The following is a 17,885-nucleotide window of genomic DNA, read 5'->3' as shown; positions in this document are numbered from 1 at the left end:
TTGGAATCTTGAGGATGGAATAGAGAGAAAATGAGTTATTTTTAAAACTTGCCGATAAAGCATATAGCTTAGGCTCTGTGAACATTTCTAAAAAGATTTAATTTTGGTTATTTGCTGCAAATTATAAGATTTTTTTGAAATATGAACAACATCCTATCAAAAATCTTATTAATTTTCGCTAAAAAATACCTCAAAATAGCAAATCAATTAGAAATGTTCACAGAGCCTAGTTTAACTATTAAGTATTTTTGATGCCAATATAAATATCAACTACCGCATTATGTAGATCACTACTTCTTTCATCATATATTTCAAAGTCAGCTATGTACGCTCTTTCACCTTCTAACATTGCTGCATCCATCTTCCATATTTTTTGCCATATATCCATAACAACTTTAGGCATTTGATCAGGATCGGATGTAAATTTTGCATAATTTATATTAGAATAGTAAAAGTCAAAAATTCTTTATCTATATTCTCAAAAGAAGTAACTTCTTCTCCAAGAAAGTAAGTATATTCCCCGGTAGCATCACTCTCATAATTTGTATAAACTGCAAAAACTTTTTCCGGAGTTTTTGTATTTAGGATTTTGTCTTGTAATTTGTCTGCAAAAAATCGCTGCATTATTATCCCTATTTTTGCAGTATCAGCGTTCATTTCTGCGACGTTTGAGGTGGCGCGGGCTATATACCAACTAATTTAATTTCTGATAATTGTGTAATTACTTTATTCATTTTATAGCCTCTTATTAATTCACTAAGTAAGTCAAAACTAATCTAAAAAAGAATTATGATAAAGATTGAATATTTATCTAACCTTTTTTTGAAGAGCAAAAAGTCCTTAGTTTATAATATGTTTACTGTTTGAAGTGTTTATAAATTGAAATAGAAATAAGACATGGTGGAGCCAGGGGGGATCGAACCCCCGACCTTTTGAATGCCATTCAAACACTCTACCAACTGAGCTATGACCCCAATATAGTCAATTGATTTGGACTCGCCTTACATCGTCACTCGTCGCTCTCCTATTAGTTATAGGCTTCATTCCTCACTCCTTGCATGCAAATCCCACTGAATTGACTATAACAAATTAACTCTCTTATACTATAATAATAAAACTAAATCTATAAGATTTTTTTATAAAATTTAATCTTTATTTTGCTAACAATGCCATAGCATCTCTAGAAGAAATTATATTATCTACTAATCCAAATTTTTTTGCTTCTTCCGGTGACATAAAATTATCGCGTTCCATACTTTTTTCCACATATTGTATATCCTGCCCGGTATGTTTACTATATAATCCATTAATTAATTTTTTGATTTTTAGGGTTTCTTGAGCGTGGATTTCTATATCAGTAGCTTGTCCTTTATAACCTCCTGACGGCTGATGGATCATAATACGGCTGTGAGGTAAACTATAACGCATTCCTTTCTCACCGCCGCAAAGTAAAAGTGAACCCATAGAACAAGCTTGACCTATGCAAAGCGTTGCCACTTTAGGTTTTATATATTGCATTGTGTCATAAATCGCAAGACCTGCGGTTACAACGCCTCCAGGGGAATTAATATACATATATATATCTTTTTTAGGATTTTCTGCTTCAAGAAACAATAATTGTGCAACGATTAAGTTTGCCATATGATCTTCAACAGTGCTACATACAAAGATTATACGTTCTTTTAACAATCTTGAATATATATCATAAGCACGCTCCCCTCGAGAGGTTTGTTCAATTACTATCGGTACATACGACATTAATATTTTCTCCTGAAATTGATTGATTAAAGATGTCATACCGCGACTTGATCGCGGTATCCAGTTAAAAATACTAAAATTATTAGTATTGTAAGTTGTTTTTCTGGATGCCGTGGTCAGGCCACGCGGTATGACGCCGAGTACGTTTTTCGATCCACGCAGGCAATTTCAGCTCGCAATGACGATATAGATTATTACTTCTTATCTTCTAAAACATGAGCAAGTATATCTCCTATATTGGTAGTATTATCACTAGAACCGTATTCTTTGAGAGCTTTTTGACGTTCTGCTATTTTATGAGCTTTTACCGATAATAAAATTCTACCGGTTGATTTCTCTATAGAAGTAACTTTTGCTTCTATTTCTTCATCTACTTTAAACATTTCAGGTTTCTGCTCATCTTTTTCATCTGATAATTCAACTCTTTTAATAAAACCTGCTACTTTATTGTTTAATAGTACTTCGAGTCCATCATCTTTAACTTCTGTTATAAGGGCTTTAACTATTGTGCCTTTTTTATATTCGTCACTGATTTCTTGATATGGATTCGGCGACAATTGTTTTATACCTAAACTAACTTGTTCTTTTTCAATATTAATGGCTAGAACTTTGCATTTTATTTCGTCACCTTTTTTGTATGATGTTAATAGATCCATTCCCTTATCTTCCCAGCTAATATCACCTTCATGAATCATGCCGTCCATATTATTACCGAGTGCAACAAAAATACCGAAATCCGTAATATTTCTAATCGGTGCTTTAATTATAGTACCGACAGGATTATTTTCGGCAAATTTTATTAAGGGATTTTCTTGGCATTGTTTAATACTTAAAGAAATACGATGCTTTTCAGTATCGACCTCTAAAACTACGAATTCTAATTCTTGTCCTATAGTTAGCGTTTTTCTAGGATTCTGATTAGATTTTAACCAACTAATTTCGCTTGAATGAACAAGTCCCTCAAGTCCGTCTTTTAATTCTATAAATACGCCGTAATCAGCAAAATTTGTAACTTTACCTATCATTTTTTTACCGACGGGGAATTCTTCTTTAATTGCTTCCCATGGGTTAGAATCAAGTTGTTTTATACCAAGTGATATTCTTTTGGTTTTTTCATCAAACTTAATAACCATTACTTTAACCTTTTGGTTAAATTCTAACACTTCTGAAGGATGGTTAACTCTTCCCCAAGAAATATCGGTTAAATGTAATAAACCATCAACACTTCCAAGATCGATAAACGCACCGTAATCAGTAATATTTTTCACGGTCCCTTCTAACACCATGCCTTCTTTAATTTTAGATAGCATCTCATCTCTAGCTTCGGAACGTGATTCTTCTAAGATAGCTCTTCTTGAAACTACTATATTACCAAGCTTTTTATCCATGCTTAAAATTTTAAACGGTTGCTTGATATTCATTATAGAAGTAGGATCTTTAATAGGTCTAACATCGACTTGGCTTCCTGGTAAGAATGCTACTACACCGGATAAATCCACGGTAAAGCCTCCTTTCACACGACCGAAAATCGTACCGTCGACAAATTCGCCCTTGGAACACATGATTTCTAGTTGTCCCCATAATTCTTCTTTAACTGCTTTTTCACGGCTCAATATCGTTCTGCCGTTACGTCCTTCAATTTTCTCGATGAAAACTTCAACTATGTCCCCAACTTCAGGTAAAGCTAAAAATTCAGACTTAGGTATTCTACCTTCATTTTTTAATCCAACGTCAACAATAATCATATCGTTTTTTATTTCGATTACTTGACCTTTCACTACCATTTTTTCTTTTATGTGACTTATATCAACGGTTTCAAGCATTTTAGAAAAATCTTCTTCAAATTCGTGATTAATTGCTGCAAGTTGTGGAACAAATCGTTGTTTTAGTTTTATTGACATATTCTGCTCGTAATATTAGCTAAAGTGCCTAGGCTCAATATTCATAGAACCTAAACTAATAAAAATTTTTAAAAAGGTTAATAAAACGATATTGTAAAATACATTACGTCATTGCGAGGAAAAATTGAAAATTTTGACTAAGCAATCCAGTTAAATTTATTATTTTTTTGGATTGCCACATGGTCTTTGACCGCTCGCAATGACGATATCTATAATTATATTTTGCAATACCAATAAAATTGAATAAAATAACCTAGCACTTTTTCAAGTTATTTTATTCTTTATGTAATTTGTTACTTCTTCTACGACTTCCATAGCCGTAAGCTCTGAAGTATCGATAATTAAAGCATCTGAAGCCGGTAATAACGGTGCAGCTTTTCGCTCTTTATCTCTTTTATCTCGCAAAATTATTTGCCGTAAAATCTCATCGAGTATACATGTTTTTCCTTTTGCTTGCAACTGCTTATATCGTCTTTCAGCCCTAATTTGAGGATTTGCGGTTATAAAAATCTTTAAATCGGCGTCAGGTGCAACAACGGTGCCTATATCCCTACCCTCCATAATAATTCTTGGCGTTGTTTTTACTAGATTAATCAGGTATTTGTTTAGATTATTTCTAACTTCACTTATTATGGCAATTTGTGATGCTATATTTCCTATATTCTCATTCTCTAAATCAATATTAGACATCTTCCCAAACTCTACTTCTAGAGGTAATTTAGACGTCGATCCGGTACTCGCATCCTCACGTACTTTTGTATACGCTGCGGTGCTGTGTTCCGTGTCTCCTTTAAATTCTTCTCTATAAGCGACTTTGGAAAGATGTCTAGTATTATCGAGTTCTAATTCTTTAGATAAAGCAATTACCGCATCTATATTAGTGATATCTTGCTTTTGACTAATACAGTCAAAAGCAAGCTGCCTATAAACAATACTTGACTGAAAATATTTAAGAGAAAATTTCTTGGCCAGTATTAAACCGATGGTCCCTTTACCTGAAGCAGCAGGACCGTCAAGAGCAATAGTAAAATTTTGAGAAATATCAAAGGCTTTAGTTTTTAAATCCACCATAAAATTATAGACTAAATAATAAAATATTATAAATAATGGAAATAAAGCTTGAAATCTAGTACATTAATGAATTTTTGTAAAAAACAAGGGTTAAAAACTACATACAGATTTAGTAGTACACCCTATGGGAATTGAACCTATGGGGTAATTAACAAATTAATTTTTTGATTTACAGCTTTAGCATATTTTTGAAGGCTTAAGAAATTAGGAATATGATGTCCGCTTTCCATTCTTGCTATTTGAGCTTGAGAAGTAGACATTTTTTTAGCAACATCCACCTGAGTCATATTAGATGCAAGACGAGCCTTTATTAAAGTGCTTGCTATCTCAAATTCCATTTTTCGTTCTTCATAAGCTTTTCTTACTTCAGGGTTTGATAATAACTCTTTTTTAAATTCATCAAAGTTTTTCATTAAAACCTTCCTTTAATCTAGTTTTAGCTATTAAAATAGCTGTTTTAGGAGTTTTTTCCGTTTTTTTAATAAATGTATGCAATATAACTATTTTTTTATCCATAGCTAAATAATATATTGATCTTGCTATATTATCTTTACCACGTAACCTTAGTTCCCAAAGTTTGTCTTCTATATTTCTTGTGTGAGGCATTCCTACATTATGTGGACTAAACTCAATAAGCAGTTCACATAGATGTAAAAAATCAGCTTATAGATCATAAGTAAGCTTCTGTACTTCTTTCTCTGCAGCATTATTTATAAATTTTATAATCCACTTTGTTATATATATAATATATCAAATTTGATATATTATACAATTATTTGTTATCAATATAACTTGAACTAATCAATTGACACTTATCGTAATTATAAATATTATAAGGTCCATAATTTTAAAAAATCATACGGGTGATTAGCTCAGTTGGTTAGAGCATTACGTTGACATCGTAAAGGTCAGAGGTTCAATCCCTCTATCGCCCACCACCTTATCTCCTAGCTTTTCTTAATATACCGATTTTGCCTCCATACTCCTTATGCTCACTATATGCTCATCGCATTTTACTAATGATTGTGCAACGCATAATTTTGATGATCAAAAGCAAATAATTTTCTATAATTTTGTTGGCAATTTTATTCCTCCTGAATGGAGTAATCTCTCATCTCATAACGGAAAAATATTAAGTAAAACTGCAAGACAGCTTCTATCTCTAATAGTCTTTCGCTTGCAAATCTATCATAATAATAGCATTGATGAACTTAAGGAAACTTATCATTTCTTTCAAGAACACTTAGGTGTTTGTCAAGAACGTGTAAGACAATGTATATTTGAGTTACAAAAAAGTGGCTTTATTCAAGTTTACAACGCAACAGTTGTTAAATATGGCATTAAATGCCGTAATACTCCTTGTATTAAGCTAGCTCGAAATTTCCAACCTGCTTCTAATAAAATACCATCTAAAAATGAAAAAATTTTTGCTTCAACTCCAAAAAACTTTAGGGTCAACCCAAAAGAAATTTTGACTCAACCCCAAAAAAGTTTGGACCACTCTATAATATTATAGATAATAATAAAAATATATCTAATAAATCTAGATATACTGAATCTACAATTTTGCAAAATGAAAAAGATAAATGCAGTCAAAATGCAGAAAATCAGTTACAACAACAAAAACTTGAAGCAAATTCACAATGTAATAGCATAAAACCAGTACACTATGAACAACAAGGCGATAATATTAGTGCATCTAGCACTGATAGCACACCAGGAGCTACACAAATTAACACTACACTGCAAGTAGTTATGGATAAAATCTCTAAACAATATAATTCTACTTCTACAGAATCAAGCACTAATAATACTGCAATTAGTCGTGTTAATCAGAAATGCTGGTTCAAAAGAAAAAAATTAATAGATTTTTATCCATTAAGCCAAGAAGATGGCAATTTACTCCAGATAAAATCAAATAGAGCATTTAATCTTGATTCTATCAATCAATTGCTCTTAAAGCTTGCAGGAAAATATTCTCATCATCATTTTGGTCATAAGAAAGTCCTGATGGATTATATGGCTAAGGCGTTATTTCATGAGCTAAGTGAAGAAAATACTAAAGCTAATAACTGTCCTACTCAGTCTCAATCTAGTCACTTAAATAAAGCTCAAGAGCAATATTTAAATGAGATAGAAAGCAGTAGCAATATTAGCAAACAAGCACAACTGAAACGTAAAATAATCGGCGTTTTTGATTCTGATATAGCTTATGAATTACTAAGCTCTTGCTGCTTTATTGGCATAGTTGATAATCAATATAAGATAAAACTGCTTAAAAATATTAAGCTTTCAGAAAATACACAAGATCAGATACTACAGCAAGTACAAATGATCTATGGCAATAGTATTGGAAAGTTGGACATTATACCATTTACTGAGCTTGAGACAAAGCAGAATAATACTGAAGATGAAACGCAAAATTATTTATCACAGCTCAGTAAACAATTAAATCCTGATACAATATGGTACAGGGTGCGGCAATTTCTTATTCAGCGTTATAACAAACATATTGATTCTAGTGTATTAAGTAAATTTAGTAGTGACAGAATAAGATATAGATAATAAGAAACTAATCCTTAAATCCACATCAGCTTTCTATGATTACTATGTGAGAAATAATTATATGCAGGATTTAGATAAGGCTTTTAAGGCTCAAGGTTTTACTTTTGAATTGATGAAATTTCAAAATAATTAAAGCTGTTTATGATTTAGAAAATAATAATGGCTAACTGATTGAGTTATGGTAGATTTCAGTACTTTAATCTCTCTTTAATAATTCGTTACTATTACCTCATCAGATATTTTATTATTCTCAGGCATAGAATATTTAACTTTAATAATCTTAATATTGAAATTCTTGTATAAGTTTCTAATAAACGGAGTATTGCTATTAGAAAGCATTATTTTAACTCCTTTGTTGTTTAGCTCTAGAGCAAAATCTCTAAGTCTCGTTTGCTCACTTTCATCAAAAGGTAATCTGGTATAAAACTTCTCACCTGATTTATGATAAGGAGGATCAAAGTACACGAAATCATTTTTTTGTGGTTCAATGAAAGAAAAATCCATAGCAAAAATAGCTGTGCCAGCTAAAAGGCTGCTACATTGTTTTAATCTAGGGGCAATATCAGATTTGGCATAATTTCTGCCAGAGAAAGTTTGAGCTGGTTTGCCGTTGATATTAACGCGGTAAATACCTTTAAATGAATATCTATTCAGATAAATAAACCTTGCAGTAATTTTAGCTGGATCATTACTATCATTGTTACTCCTAACTTGATAATAATGTTCTTTAGAATGTTGTTCTTTATGGGAGTCTAGTAATTTACTGACCTCATCAGGATTTTTCTTTATCATATTGTAGGAGGTCACTAGCTCCAGATTAATATCAGATAGATAGCAATGTTTAAACTTATCTCTTACATGGAAGAATAAAGCCCCACCACCAAGGAATGGTTCATAGTAGTTATTTACATTTAGAGGGATAAACTGAACTAATTGATCAACAATTTTTCTTTTACCACCCACCCATTGTAAGAATGGTTGTGCTTTATCTATTTTGTTTACTGACATAATCATTATTTATCTTACTTATTTCTACTAAAGATTATATCAGAAAATAGCCTCAAATGCCAGTACAATACTGCATTTAAGGGATTTTATAGATATTTTTATGGCATAATAAATGGTGATTTGACTAATTTTAATTAGTGTGTAGAGTGATATGGAATTGAGGAAGTATGTTTTTAGTATTTTATCAGTGTCTCATTTGTGCAGCTGTTTGTTATATTATGAAAAAATCTGTCAGAAAAGCTGAAGAATCCTCTGTACTTCCAAAAATAGCTGGGATATTCGTGATTTGACTTTATGTGAGATAACGCTAAGCATAGAGGTTAAATTACAAAACACCAAAATTTTAACATTTAACCTCTAGCTACTATTTTATAACACAAAACAGCAGAGGCAGATTATGACAATTAGCAACGAGAATCAAGAAAAAGATATCGACCAGCTTAAAAATTCTATTAAACATAATTGGCAACTCCAATTAGTAAACAATATTATCCTGCATTAATTGCTTTTGCTAGAAATAAAGATGGTAATATTACCGGTGGATAATCAATTTATTTAAACAAAGACACAAATAATAAAGCTGATATTGAGGTTAATAAACGTTCATTTGGCAGAATCAGAGGTTCTTTTGTTGAGATTAATAAAAATAATGAACAACAGCACATACCAAACAGTAAAGATGGCAACAATTTAGTTAGTAATGTAACGATTATAGCAGAAGGGGTAGAGACAACTTTAAGCATTGCGGAAGCTGGTATTAAAGGCAAAATTCTTTGTAGTTTAGGTGTCAGTAACATCAGGAACTATGAGCCTATCAAAGGTGAGAGAATAATAATTGCTGCTGATAATGATGGCAAAGATGCAGTATCAGTTAATACTGTAATTAAAGCACAGGAAGAATTAATTAGCAAAGGAGCTATAGTATCAATAATACGACCACCAGAAAAAGGCGATTTTAATGATATGTTAAAATCCCAAGGAGTAGAATCTATCAACAAGCTTATAGAGCCTGAAATAGTAAAATTAACAGCAGCTAGCAAAGTAACAGAACTTAAATCATCCTTAAAAGCAAGTGATAATACAATTTAACTCTATAGAATTACTATTTTCAAAATTTGCAAATAACGATAATAACGAACTAAATAATGTTCAGCAGCAGCAAATAACAGCTCTGGCAAAATTTGGCACAGCAGAGAATATCAATACTGCTATGCAACTCTACAGAGAAAAAAGTATAGATTCTTGTCTTTTCTATAGTAATAAGATTTGTGAGTCGGTAATAGAGCAGAAGATACAGAAAGATTTACAAATTACGAAGAATAAATTTGATCCTAATTATAATCTTGGTGATAAAAGATTTTCTGATATAGTAGTATATGATTTTCAAGGCAAAAGTCATCTTGTTGCTGAAGATTATCTATTAGCTATCGGAAAAGATAAGCAAGTTATGCAGTATATAAATCCAGCTTCCGAAATAGGTAAAGCAATAAGAACTGAGATAAAACACTGCTCTGAGATCAAACTTAATCAAGGCATCAGACTTTAAGAGTATAATAAGCAGTGTTGCTATACGAATTAAATAATAAATAAGTTATATGGCAAAAAAATTAAAACATGATGCTTTAGTCAAGAAGATTCTAACTGAGAAGATAGCAGCCCAGGAATTTTTAGAACATTATTTGCCCTCAGATTTTAAGGAGTTAATAGATTTAAAAGCAATAACAGTAGAAAAAGAGTCATTTGTCGAAGATGATTTAAAAAGAAAATATAGTGATATAATTTATTCAGTCAAAACTAAAGATCAAGAAAAAGCATTTGTCTATGTACTAATAGAGGCTCAATCTAGTTGTGATTATTGGATAGCATTAAGATTATGGAAATATATGCTGCTTCTATGTGAGCGTCACATGACAAATAAAGAGAAATTACCATTAATTTGTCCATTGTTAATATATAATGGTTCTGAAGTATATAGCGCGCCAAGAAATTTCTGGGAATTATTTACAAAACCAGAGCAAGCAAAGAAACTAATGGTGAAAGATTATCAACTAGTAGATTTGCAAAGTCAGTCTGATGATGAGATAGCAAAGAAGAAGCATCTTGGGATGATGGAGTATTTTTTAAAGCACATATACCAAAGGGATATGCTAAAACTATGGGATGAGTTTTTAACTAGATTTAAACCAAGTTTAATAATGGATAAGGAATCAGGATATATTTACTTAAGATCGTTTTTATGGTATACTGATGCTAAGATCTCTGAAGAGAAGCAGCAAGAATTAGAACAAATAATAGTTAAGCATTTATCAACAGAAGAAAAAGATAATATTATGAGAACAATAGCACAAAAATACATAGATGAGGGCATTCAGCATGGCATAATTCAAGGCATTGAAAAAGGAAAAGCTGAGGGGATTCAAATTGGTCAAATGAAAGGAAAAGCTGAGGGAAAAGCTGAAGAAAATATCAGAGTAAAAACAGAGGTAGCAAGAAAAATGCTATCTCAAGGTTGTAATTTTTCTTTAATTTCTAGTGTTACTGGTCTTGAAGAAGATTTGATTCGTTCTTTATCGTAAAATATTACAGATGTTTTTATAAAATTTTTTAATACCACCTTAGTAACAAAGTTCACAATGCTAAATTAGCGATTTTAAGGGGCGTTATAATAAGATTTTTTGTGTTCAGGTAAAATGCTACTTTGCAACTGGTACCGGAGAAAATTGATGAGCCAAAGTAGTTGTTGCATGAGCACAAGCCTTTAATACTGCCCATGATAACATCGGCACTGTGCTAGTAGCATCTGAAACGTTGCATAACAATGTAAAACATTTTCTGAAAAACTTCCTTGTGATAAGATATTTAAACCAGTAAGGTGACTTATGCCAGATTTACCAGCTAATCATCCCTAAACAATGAATTACGGTAAAAAATACTGGCCAGCTAGTTACCCAAATAATCAAGGTGATCCAAGTTTTAAATATCATATAACCGCCAGGCAGCATTGACATTGGAAATACTACAAAAATAAGGCAAATTACCAAGGCAAAAAATACTGACTGCAAAATAGGCATTAAATTTGCTGCCATTTCTCCTGCAATAAGATAGGAAAATGATTGCTGAAATAACCCACGAGTAGCATTCATACTTACTAACTGAGGATATATTCTAGATAGCGAAAACTTCTCTCTTAAATCATCATAAGCCTCTCGATTAGCATTAAGCAGCATGGTTTGCTTCATCCACTGATAAATATCTGTTTGTTCTTTTTTAAGAGAGGGTGTCAGAAAGTTTATGTAAGTTATAAAAATAGTTAAGAATAAAATTAATTAAAACAACTTACATGAGGCTAATATGAAAAATAAGAGCAAAGTATCAAATCCAACTATAGAAAAAGTAGTATCAGAAATACTATCACAAAGTGATCCATCTGAGATATTTGGCAAAGAAGGGATATTTCAGGAAATTAAAAAGCAGATAGTAAATAAGATTTTAGAGAAAGAAATGGAATCTCATATAGGTTATGAGAAACATTCTAAAAATGAGAAAGACTCAGATAACAGACATAATGGCAATTATGAAAAGACTCTAATAGATCCAGAAGGTCGTAAATTGAAAGTAGAAGTGCCAAGGGATCGGGACGGAGAATTTGAACCTCAACTAATTCCAAAAGGAGTGCGTAAATTTGAAGGATTTGATGATAAAGTAATATCCTTATATGCTCGGGGAATGACCATTAGGGAAATACAATGGCACTTAGAAGAACTATATGCCACCAAGGTATCATCTGAGTTAATATCAAAGGTAACTGATGGTATTTTAGAGGAAGTAACTGCCTGGCAGAATAGAGCACTTGATAATGTATATCCTATAATGTACTTAGATTGTATTCATGTTAAGGCAAGAGATAATCATGTAATAATAAATAAAGCAGTTTATATAGCTATTGGAGTGAATATGGAGGGCAAGAAAGAGCTATTAGGAATTTGGATAGGCAAGATGAAGGGTCTAAATTTTGGATGCAGGTAGTAACAGAACTTAAGAATCGAGGAGTTGAACAAATATATGTTGCATGTGTTGATGGTCTTAAGGGTTTTCCAGAGGCGATAAATAACATTTTTCCAAAAACCATAGTGCAGTTGTGTATTGTTCATATGGTAAGAAATTCTGTAAAATACGTATCATACAAAGATTTAAAAGCGGTAACAGCTGATTTAAAAGCAGTTTATTCTGCAATAAATGAAGCAGAGGGATTAAGAGAATTACAAAATTTTGCCAAAAAATGGGATGAAAAATATCCAGTTATTTTTGACATATGGCAACGAAATTGGTCTGGCATAGCTCCATTTTTTAGCTTTCCGGAAGACATTAGAAAAGCGATTTACACTACTAATGCTATTGAATCCACTAACCGTCAAATTCATAAAATTATTAAAAATAAAGGAGTGTTTCCAGATGACAAATCGATTCAGAAAATAATCTTTTTGGCGTTGACAAATGCCTCTAAAAAATGGACAATGCCTATTAAGAATTGGGCGATGGCTTTAAATCAATTTGCAATCCTTTGTGATACTACTTTACAAAATTGGGCAAATGGAGAAATCATACTTACACAAAGAATCTGACAGACCCTTTTAAGATATTTTAAAGTATCAGAAGTCATAGGAAAACCTTGAGTTTATGCTGCGTTCGCCTTTCGATAGCCTCGTAAAAACATCAGGAATTGACGGATGGCTGGGACGGGAGGATTCGAACCTCCGAATGACGATACCAAAAACCGTTGCCTTACCACTTGGCGACGTCCCAATGTAGAAATTAGAAATGTATCGACTTTATACCAATAAATAGCGGAAACGTCAATTACAATAATGATTGTAAAAATAAATTTATTTCATTATTAAGCCAATTTTGAGCATTTGACGATAATAACGAATAAATTTGGATTTTAATTTTGTTATAATATTCCTTGATATAGTTTATTTCATCAATATTAAGTAGTTTCACATCAATTAATTTACTAGCATAAGGTACTAAGCTTAAGGTCTCAAACTCAAGCCATTTGCTATTTTCTTTTACATACATTAAATTTTCGATTCTAATTCCGTATTTTCCTGGAATATAAAATCCAGGTTCATTAGATAAGATCATACCTGCTTTAAGTACGGTTTTATTACGAAGATTTATGCTTTGCGGTCCTTCATGGACGCTTAAGAAGCTCCCTACTCCATGTCCTGTACCGTGTGGATAATCTAGCATTTCTTGCCATAAATATTGCCGAGCGAGTATATCAAGATTAGCCCCTGTAACAATATTTTTAGGGAATTTGGCTTTAGCTAAAGCAATATGTCCTTTAAGTACTTGCGTATAACGCTTTTTCTGCTCATCGGTCGGCGTACCTATCACGATTGTTCGAGTTATATCGGTAGTAGCACCACTATATTGACCGCCGGAATCAATTAGTAATATCCCCTGCCCTATAGAAGGAAGAACTCTAATTTTCTTAGCAGTTTTTTGGTCAGCTCTATAATGAATAATGGCACTATTTTCCTGAAATCCGCAAATAGCTGGAAAACTATCCGAAACATACCCCTCTTGTTTAGCTCGATACTCTGTAAGCCTTAAACCGAGGATGTGTTCGGTTATAGTCTTTGTCATCCCGCGAGCTTGTAGCGGGATCTTGTGCTGCACACTGTGTTCTGAGATCCCGTGGTCAAGCCGCGGGATGACACATTTATCCAAATCAGCAAAAAACTCACATAAAGCTACTGCATCTTTAATATGAAAATCGATTGCATGTTTAATTTCTACATCGTTCTTACAAGCTTTAAGCATTAAGCATGGATCGGTAATTTTCTGTACTTTTTTATCAGCTATTAAGTCCATTATATGAACAGAGGCTATAGTATCATCAATAAAAATATTTTCGCTATCTCTTAAAATATTTTCAAATTCTTTTTCCGGTAAAATCGTTATTTCAGGACGTGCATCAATAATTTCGGCATCAATTCTTGTAGGATCGATAAATAGATATAATTTTGTAGATGTAACAATTACTTTTGCAAACATTAAAGGTGTATAGGCAACGTCACTAGCCCGCAAATTTAGTAACCAGCATATGGAGGAGCTATCAAGAATGACTAAGGCAAAGTCCTCAGTGTTGTCATCTAGTTGCTTGACCACAGTATCCATATAATTATTAGATCCTGCGGTCAAGCCGCGGGATGACAATGCAATTTCACAACATTTACTTATTTTATCAGTATGACTAACACCCGCAAATTTAATATCATGTAAATAAACTTTAGAGCTTGGTTCTAGAGGCTGATTTTGCCAAATCTTATCAACTAAATTTCCGTTAATTTTGCACAAATTGTCATCCTGCGGCTTGACCGCAGGATCTAGTAAAATTAAATTCGATATAGTAGGATAAGTAAATAATTCAGAATCATATCCTATTTTAGTATCTTTATCTAATGTTGTGGATATATCTTTTAAGTTAAAAATCTTAAAAATTTGCAGATCAAGCTCTTTGCTTGCTTGCTCTAAATAACGCCCATCAGTAAAAAATAATGCAGTATCTTTACATATAATAGCCATACCGTTTGAGCCGGTAAAACCTGTGATATATTCAAGCCTTTTAGCATAATCCGGTACATATTCGCTCATATATTTATCGTTAGACGGTATTATATAACCGTCTATATTATATTTTGAAAATAAGTTTCTAAGTAGATTAATTCGGATTTTTGTCATGTTTATATCTCTCATGTCGTTCTCTTACCCGCTTGGATGCTGACCACCTAGGCAACGCTCATAGACGGGAATGACATTTATACCATCCATAATACAAAGGAATACCAAGGATAGTAAAGGAGCTAGCTATAATCAGAGTTTTAACAGGTGTTTCATAGATAACCCAACTACAAAAGATAATAGATATCATAACTATAAGTAAATAATAATAAGAAAAATTTTCTTTTGAACTAAGAATTACTTTTAAAAATGCTAAGCTACAAATTAAATAGACGAATAAGAACGCTATTACCGAGAAATCTATTATTTGTGTGATCTGCTTGGCAAAATTATCATTTGCCGTAAAGACTAATAACGGCACAATGCCAAGACAGCTTACAATAATTCCGTGAGTTGGAGCGTTATTGCTATTTTTCTTAGCAAAAAATTTCGGTAATAATCCATCTTCGGCAAGTCCTAGGGCTATCTGTCCGCTAGTTAGTACCCAAGCATTAAGCGTACCAATACATATTATAGAAGCTATAACCGCAATTACGCTTGACCATTTACCCCCAAATAATAATGCAGCAGCATCAGCATAAGGAGCTTTAGAACTAATAAGTTCAGAAGCAGGGATTAGCCCCATTATACCTATACTATTAATAATATATAAAACCGCTACGCAGAAAGTTCCGAGCATTATAGCTCTTGGAATAGTCTTAGCCGGATCTTTTACCGCTCCTGCCGTAGTAGTTACACACTCAATGCCGATAAATCCCCAAAAAGTAAGAAGCGCAACTCTTCCCATAATGGTCGGAATGCTTAAACTCTCTACTTCCTCGGCAATAGCTATATTATCTATATTAAAATGAGATAATGCAGCTAAACCTACTACAAGCAGCGGAACAAATTTTAAGAGAGTTAAATAAAACTCTGCTTTTCCTGCTACTTCAGGACCTTTTAAATTTAAAACCGTAATAGCACCTAATAATATTATCTGTAATATTAAATCTAAAACCGCTTGTGATTTAAAAAAAGGTGTTAGATAGCCTATTGCCGAAATGACTACTATACTTGTACTGACAAAGGATATAACCCAATAAGTCCAACCGGTGAAAAAAGCTATTTTATCCCTGAAACTTTCCCGTACATAAACGTGCGGACCGCCTGTTTTAGGAAATTTTGCACATAAGCAAGAGAATACCAGTGCTATACTCATAGCACCGAATAATGAAAGTACCCAGCCCCAAATGCTGTATATACCGAATGGTGCTAAACTTAATGGCAATATAAAAACGCTAGTACCGATTTGACTGCCGGTTACTAAGGCAAAAACCGCCCAAAAACCTAATTTTTGTGACATAATTTTGTTATTGATTTAATTATAAAACGGCTTTTAATATAGCTGAAATAATGATTTTTAGCAATAGATAAAACTACTATAGTCATTTTACTCTTGATTTCTAAACAAAAGATTGATAGCTTTTTAAGCTATCAATCTTAGGAGTTAATATGCCAAATCGCATCGCTAAAGTTTATACAGTGAAATCAGGAGACACTTTATCAAAAATTTCACAAAATTATGGTACTTCTGTTCAGGATTTAGTTAAATATAATAGTATAAGCGACCCTAATCATATCAAAGTAGACTGGGAGATTTCATTTTCCGGTGATTCGCATGATTTTTATTGAAATAAAGCTGTTGGTGTAATAGTCAACCGCAACCTGCTTTTTATGGATGTACTGTAATTGTTAAGATAGTGATGTTATCTTTATTTGGTCCCATAATGCCAAAAAATTCTATAAGCAGTAGGAGTATTATTTTCAGCATAAGCTTCAAATATTTCTTCTCCGTTATGTCCTTTAATAGATTTATATTTATGGGTATTTAAACTAGGATGGCGAGGATTCATTTGTAAATATGCCAGTGTTTTTTTCACTGCTTTTAAACGCTTTTCTAATCCTTTATTATTTTCAAGTTCTTCCAAATCTTTACTAGCTTGAATAGTAAAGAATTTTAAAAGTCATCATCTAAATATTTGCTGAAATCTTCTATAAATTTAACTTGCCTTTTAGCAGAATCTTTAATACCGTTATTTAATTGTATTAAAGCCTTTTTATTATTAAATAGCCAACTTTCTTTTAAAGGTATTTCCGTATAGGGTTCTAAAATAATTTGTCCTTTTTTACTATTAACAATAACGTGAAAACTACTTACTCCTTTAGCTAATTTTTACCAAGTGTTATTCTTCCTTTTACATCCGGTTTTAATATACATGCTTTGTGCCATATAAATTACTTATTTGAGTTCTGAAGTATTAATAAATAACATATGGTATTAATCAAGTGGGATTGTTAGAAGCTATCTGTAAACTTATTTTAATTGATAATTAAAGAGATTTTTTAGCGAAAATTATAAATTTTTTGCAGGAATAGCTGTTCCTATTTCAAAAAAAACTTATAATTTGCAGCAGAAAAGAATTTAATTAGCCTTAAAATAAGTTTACAGATAGCTTCTTATATGCTAAAGGATTTGCCGCAGCCGCAATTAGCTTTTTCGTTGGGATTGGTGAAAGTGAATTGGGATTTGAATTTCGTCTCTACATAGTCCATTTCAGAACCTAGAATATACATTAATGCCTTTGGGTTGATTAGTACCCGCACGCCCTTTTCTTCAACTACTTCATCGAATTGATTTTTACTATCGGCATATTCAACGTAATAAGTCTGACCGGCACAACCGCCTGACTTAACTCCTACCCTAATACCAAAGGTAGGCTTGGCTCGTTTTTCTATTAGCAATTTTACTTGCTTTGCAGCAGAATCGGTTAATGAAATAACATTTTTCATGTT

General features: G+C 32.3%; 13 protein-coding genes, 3 tRNA genes and 5 pseudogenes. 6 read left to right on the top strand and 15 right to left on the bottom strand.

Going from position 1 to position 17,885, the window contains the following annotated elements; translation table 11 throughout:
* Positions 1 to 238 precede the first annotated feature (238 nt).
* The 8 genes and pseudogenes from RAS_RS10430 to RAS_RS02435 form a co-directional block, all read right to left on the bottom strand.
* Positions 239 to 403, bottom strand: a complete 165-nt coding sequence (locus tag RAS_RS10430; RefSeq protein ID WP_269473008.1) for a GyrI-like domain-containing protein — start codon at positions 401 to 403, stop codon at positions 239 to 241.
* Between the two features lie 32 nt (positions 404 to 435).
* A complete protein-coding gene (locus tag RAS_RS10425) occupies positions 436 to 657 on the bottom strand; it encodes a GyrI-like domain-containing protein (RefSeq protein WP_269473007.1) in 222 nt (73 codons plus the stop codon).
* A 241-nt stretch (positions 658 to 898) separates the two neighbouring features.
* Positions 899 to 974, bottom strand: a tRNA-Ala gene (locus RAS_RS02460).
* Positions 975 to 1,152: 178 nt separating this feature from the next.
* Entirely contained in the window at positions 1,153 to 1,758 is a 606-nt protein-coding gene (gene clpP, locus RAS_RS02455; RefSeq protein WP_010422374.1) for an ATP-dependent Clp endopeptidase proteolytic subunit ClpP, read from the bottom strand.
* A 194-nt stretch (positions 1,759 to 1,952) separates the two neighbouring features.
* Positions 1,953 to 3,659, bottom strand: coding sequence for a 30S ribosomal protein S1 (locus RAS_RS02450; RefSeq protein WP_147142026.1), 1,707 nt, complete (start codon positions 3,657 to 3,659; stop codon positions 1,953 to 1,955).
* Between the two features lie 264 nt (positions 3,660 to 3,923).
* Complete coding sequence (locus RAS_RS02445) at positions 3,924 to 4,730, bottom strand: (d)CMP kinase (RefSeq protein ID WP_147142023.1); 807 nt, start codon at positions 4,728 to 4,730, stop codon at positions 3,924 to 3,926.
* A 137-nt stretch (positions 4,731 to 4,867) separates the two neighbouring features.
* Positions 4,868 to 5,143, bottom strand: coding sequence for a helix-turn-helix transcriptional regulator (locus RAS_RS02440; RefSeq protein WP_010422366.1), 276 nt, complete (start codon positions 5,141 to 5,143; stop codon positions 4,868 to 4,870).
* Positions 5,130 to 5,378: pseudogene (locus tag RAS_RS02435) on the bottom strand (type II toxin-antitoxin system RelE/ParE family toxin); the annotation flags it as partial. The gene RAS_RS02440 and the pseudogene RAS_RS02435, both read right to left, overlap by 14 nt.
* A 213-nt stretch (positions 5,379 to 5,591) precedes the next feature.
* Here RAS_RS02435 and RAS_RS02430 point away from each other — a divergent pair.
* Positions 5,592 to 5,668: transfer RNA gene (locus RAS_RS02430), tRNA-Val, on the top strand.
* Positions 5,669 to 5,718: 50 nt separating this feature from the next.
* Positions 5,719 to 7,428, top strand: a pseudogene (locus tag RAS_RS10985) (hypothetical protein).
* A 74-nt stretch (positions 7,429 to 7,502) separates the two neighbouring features.
* On the opposite strand, the gene RAS_RS02420 reads toward RAS_RS10985, so the two are convergent.
* On the bottom strand, positions 7,503 to 8,303 hold the full coding sequence (locus RAS_RS02420; RefSeq protein ID WP_147142020.1) for a DNA adenine methylase: 801 nt from the start codon (positions 8,301 to 8,303) through the stop codon (positions 7,503 to 7,505).
* 477 nt (positions 8,304 to 8,780) lie between these two features.
* Between RAS_RS02420 and RAS_RS02415 the strand changes: the two are divergent.
* Together RAS_RS02415 and RAS_RS02410 are read left to right on the top strand one after the other, a co-directional pair.
* Positions 8,781 to 9,849 (top strand): annotated as a pseudogene (locus tag RAS_RS02415) (toprim domain-containing protein); the annotation flags it as partial.
* A 49-nt stretch (positions 9,850 to 9,898) separates the two neighbouring features.
* Entirely contained in the window at positions 9,899 to 10,879 is a 981-nt protein-coding gene (locus RAS_RS02410) for an Rpn family recombination-promoting nuclease/putative transposase (protein ID WP_147142017.1), read from the top strand.
* 123 nt (positions 10,880 to 11,002) lie between these two features.
* Here RAS_RS02410 and RAS_RS02405 read toward each other — a convergent pair.
* Positions 11,003 to 11,575: pseudogene (locus RAS_RS02405) on the bottom strand (conjugal transfer protein TraG N-terminal domain-containing protein); the annotation flags it as partial.
* Positions 11,576 to 11,654: 79 nt separating this feature from the next.
* On the opposite strand from RAS_RS02405, the pseudogene RAS_RS02400 reads away from it, so the two are divergent.
* A pseudogene (locus RAS_RS02400) lies at positions 11,655 to 12,925 on the top strand (IS256 family transposase).
* Between the two features lie 106 nt (positions 12,926 to 13,031).
* On the opposite strand, the gene RAS_RS02395 reads toward RAS_RS02400, so the two are convergent.
* The 3 genes from RAS_RS02395 to RAS_RS02385 all read right to left on the bottom strand — a co-directional run bounded on the left by RAS_RS02395 (position 13,032) and on the right by RAS_RS02385 (position 16,395).
* A tRNA-Gln gene (locus RAS_RS02395) sits at positions 13,032 to 13,106 on the bottom strand.
* Positions 13,107 to 13,160: 54 nt separating this feature from the next.
* On the bottom strand, positions 13,161 to 15,053 hold the full coding sequence (locus RAS_RS02390; protein WP_147143951.1) for an aminopeptidase P family protein: 1,893 nt from the start codon (positions 15,051 to 15,053) through the stop codon (positions 13,161 to 13,163).
* A 58-nt stretch (positions 15,054 to 15,111) separates the two neighbouring features.
* Complete coding sequence (locus tag RAS_RS02385) at positions 15,112 to 16,395, bottom strand: APC family permease (protein ID WP_147142014.1); 1,284 nt, start codon at positions 16,393 to 16,395, stop codon at positions 15,112 to 15,114.
* Between the two features lie 149 nt (positions 16,396 to 16,544).
* Between RAS_RS02385 and RAS_RS02380 the strand changes: the two genes are divergently transcribed.
* Positions 16,545 to 16,724, top strand: coding sequence for a LysM peptidoglycan-binding domain-containing protein (locus tag RAS_RS02380; protein ID WP_147142010.1), 180 nt, complete (start codon positions 16,545 to 16,547; stop codon positions 16,722 to 16,724).
* An 80-nt stretch (positions 16,725 to 16,804) separates the two neighbouring features.
* Here the strand turns inward: RAS_RS02380 and RAS_RS02375 are convergent, their stop codons facing one another.
* Both RAS_RS02375 and RAS_RS02365 read right to left on the bottom strand, forming a co-directional pair.
* The gene (locus RAS_RS02375) at positions 16,805 to 17,020 is read right to left on the bottom strand and encodes a hypothetical protein (protein WP_232049291.1); all 216 of its coding nucleotides are present in this window, start codon (positions 17,018 to 17,020) and stop codon (positions 16,805 to 16,807) included.
* 529 nt (positions 17,021 to 17,549) lie between these two features.
* Complete coding sequence (locus RAS_RS02365; RefSeq protein ID WP_147142007.1) at positions 17,550 to 17,882, bottom strand: iron-sulfur cluster assembly accessory protein; 333 nt, start codon at positions 17,880 to 17,882, stop codon at positions 17,550 to 17,552.
* Positions 17,883 to 17,885: the final 3 nt, after the last annotated feature.

The organism is Rickettsia asiatica, assembly GCF_007989425.1.
Classification (GTDB): domain Bacteria; phylum Pseudomonadota; class Alphaproteobacteria; order Rickettsiales; family Rickettsiaceae; genus Rickettsia; species Rickettsia helvetica.
This window is presented reverse-complemented; position numbering and strand designations above follow the sequence as displayed.

Excerpts from the sequence above, each read along its gene's own strand:
- RAS_RS10430 (WP_269473008.1), bottom strand. The coding sequence starts at position 403 with ATGCCTAAAGTTGTTATGGATATATGGCAAAAAATATGGAAGATGGAT.
- RAS_RS10425 (WP_269473007.1), bottom strand. The coding sequence starts at position 657 with ATGAACGCTGATACTGCAAAAATAGGGATAATAATGCAGCGATTTTTT.
- clpP (WP_010422374.1), bottom strand. The coding sequence starts at position 1,758 with ATGTCGTATGTACCGATAGTAATTGAACAAACCTCTCGAGGGGAGCGT.
- RAS_RS02450 (WP_147142026.1), bottom strand. The coding sequence starts at position 3,659 with ATGTCAATAAAACTAAAACAACGATTTGTTCCACAACTTGCAGCAATT.
- RAS_RS02445 (WP_147142023.1), bottom strand. The coding sequence starts at position 4,730 with ATGGTGGATTTAAAAACTAAAGCCTTTGATATTTCTCAAAATTTTACT.
- RAS_RS02440 (WP_010422366.1), bottom strand. The coding sequence starts at position 5,143 with ATGAAAAACTTTGATGAATTTAAAAAAGAGTTATTATCAAACCCTGAA.
- RAS_RS02420 (WP_147142020.1), bottom strand. The coding sequence starts at position 8,303 with ATGTCAGTAAACAAAATAGATAAAGCACAACCATTCTTACAATGGGTG.
- RAS_RS02410 (WP_147142017.1), top strand. The coding sequence starts at position 9,899 with ATGGCAAAAAAATTAAAACATGATGCTTTAGTCAAGAAGATTCTAACT.
- RAS_RS02390 (WP_147143951.1), bottom strand. The coding sequence starts at position 15,053 with ATGACAAAAATCCGAATTAATCTACTTAGAAACTTATTTTCAAAATAT.
- RAS_RS02385 (WP_147142014.1), bottom strand. The coding sequence starts at position 16,395 with ATGTCACAAAAATTAGGTTTTTGGGCGGTTTTTGCCTTAGTAACCGGC.
- RAS_RS02380 (WP_147142010.1), top strand. The coding sequence starts at position 16,545 with ATGCCAAATCGCATCGCTAAAGTTTATACAGTGAAATCAGGAGACACT.
- RAS_RS02365 (WP_147142007.1), bottom strand. The coding sequence starts at position 17,882 with ATGAAAAATGTTATTTCATTAACCGATTCTGCTGCAAAGCAAGTAAAA.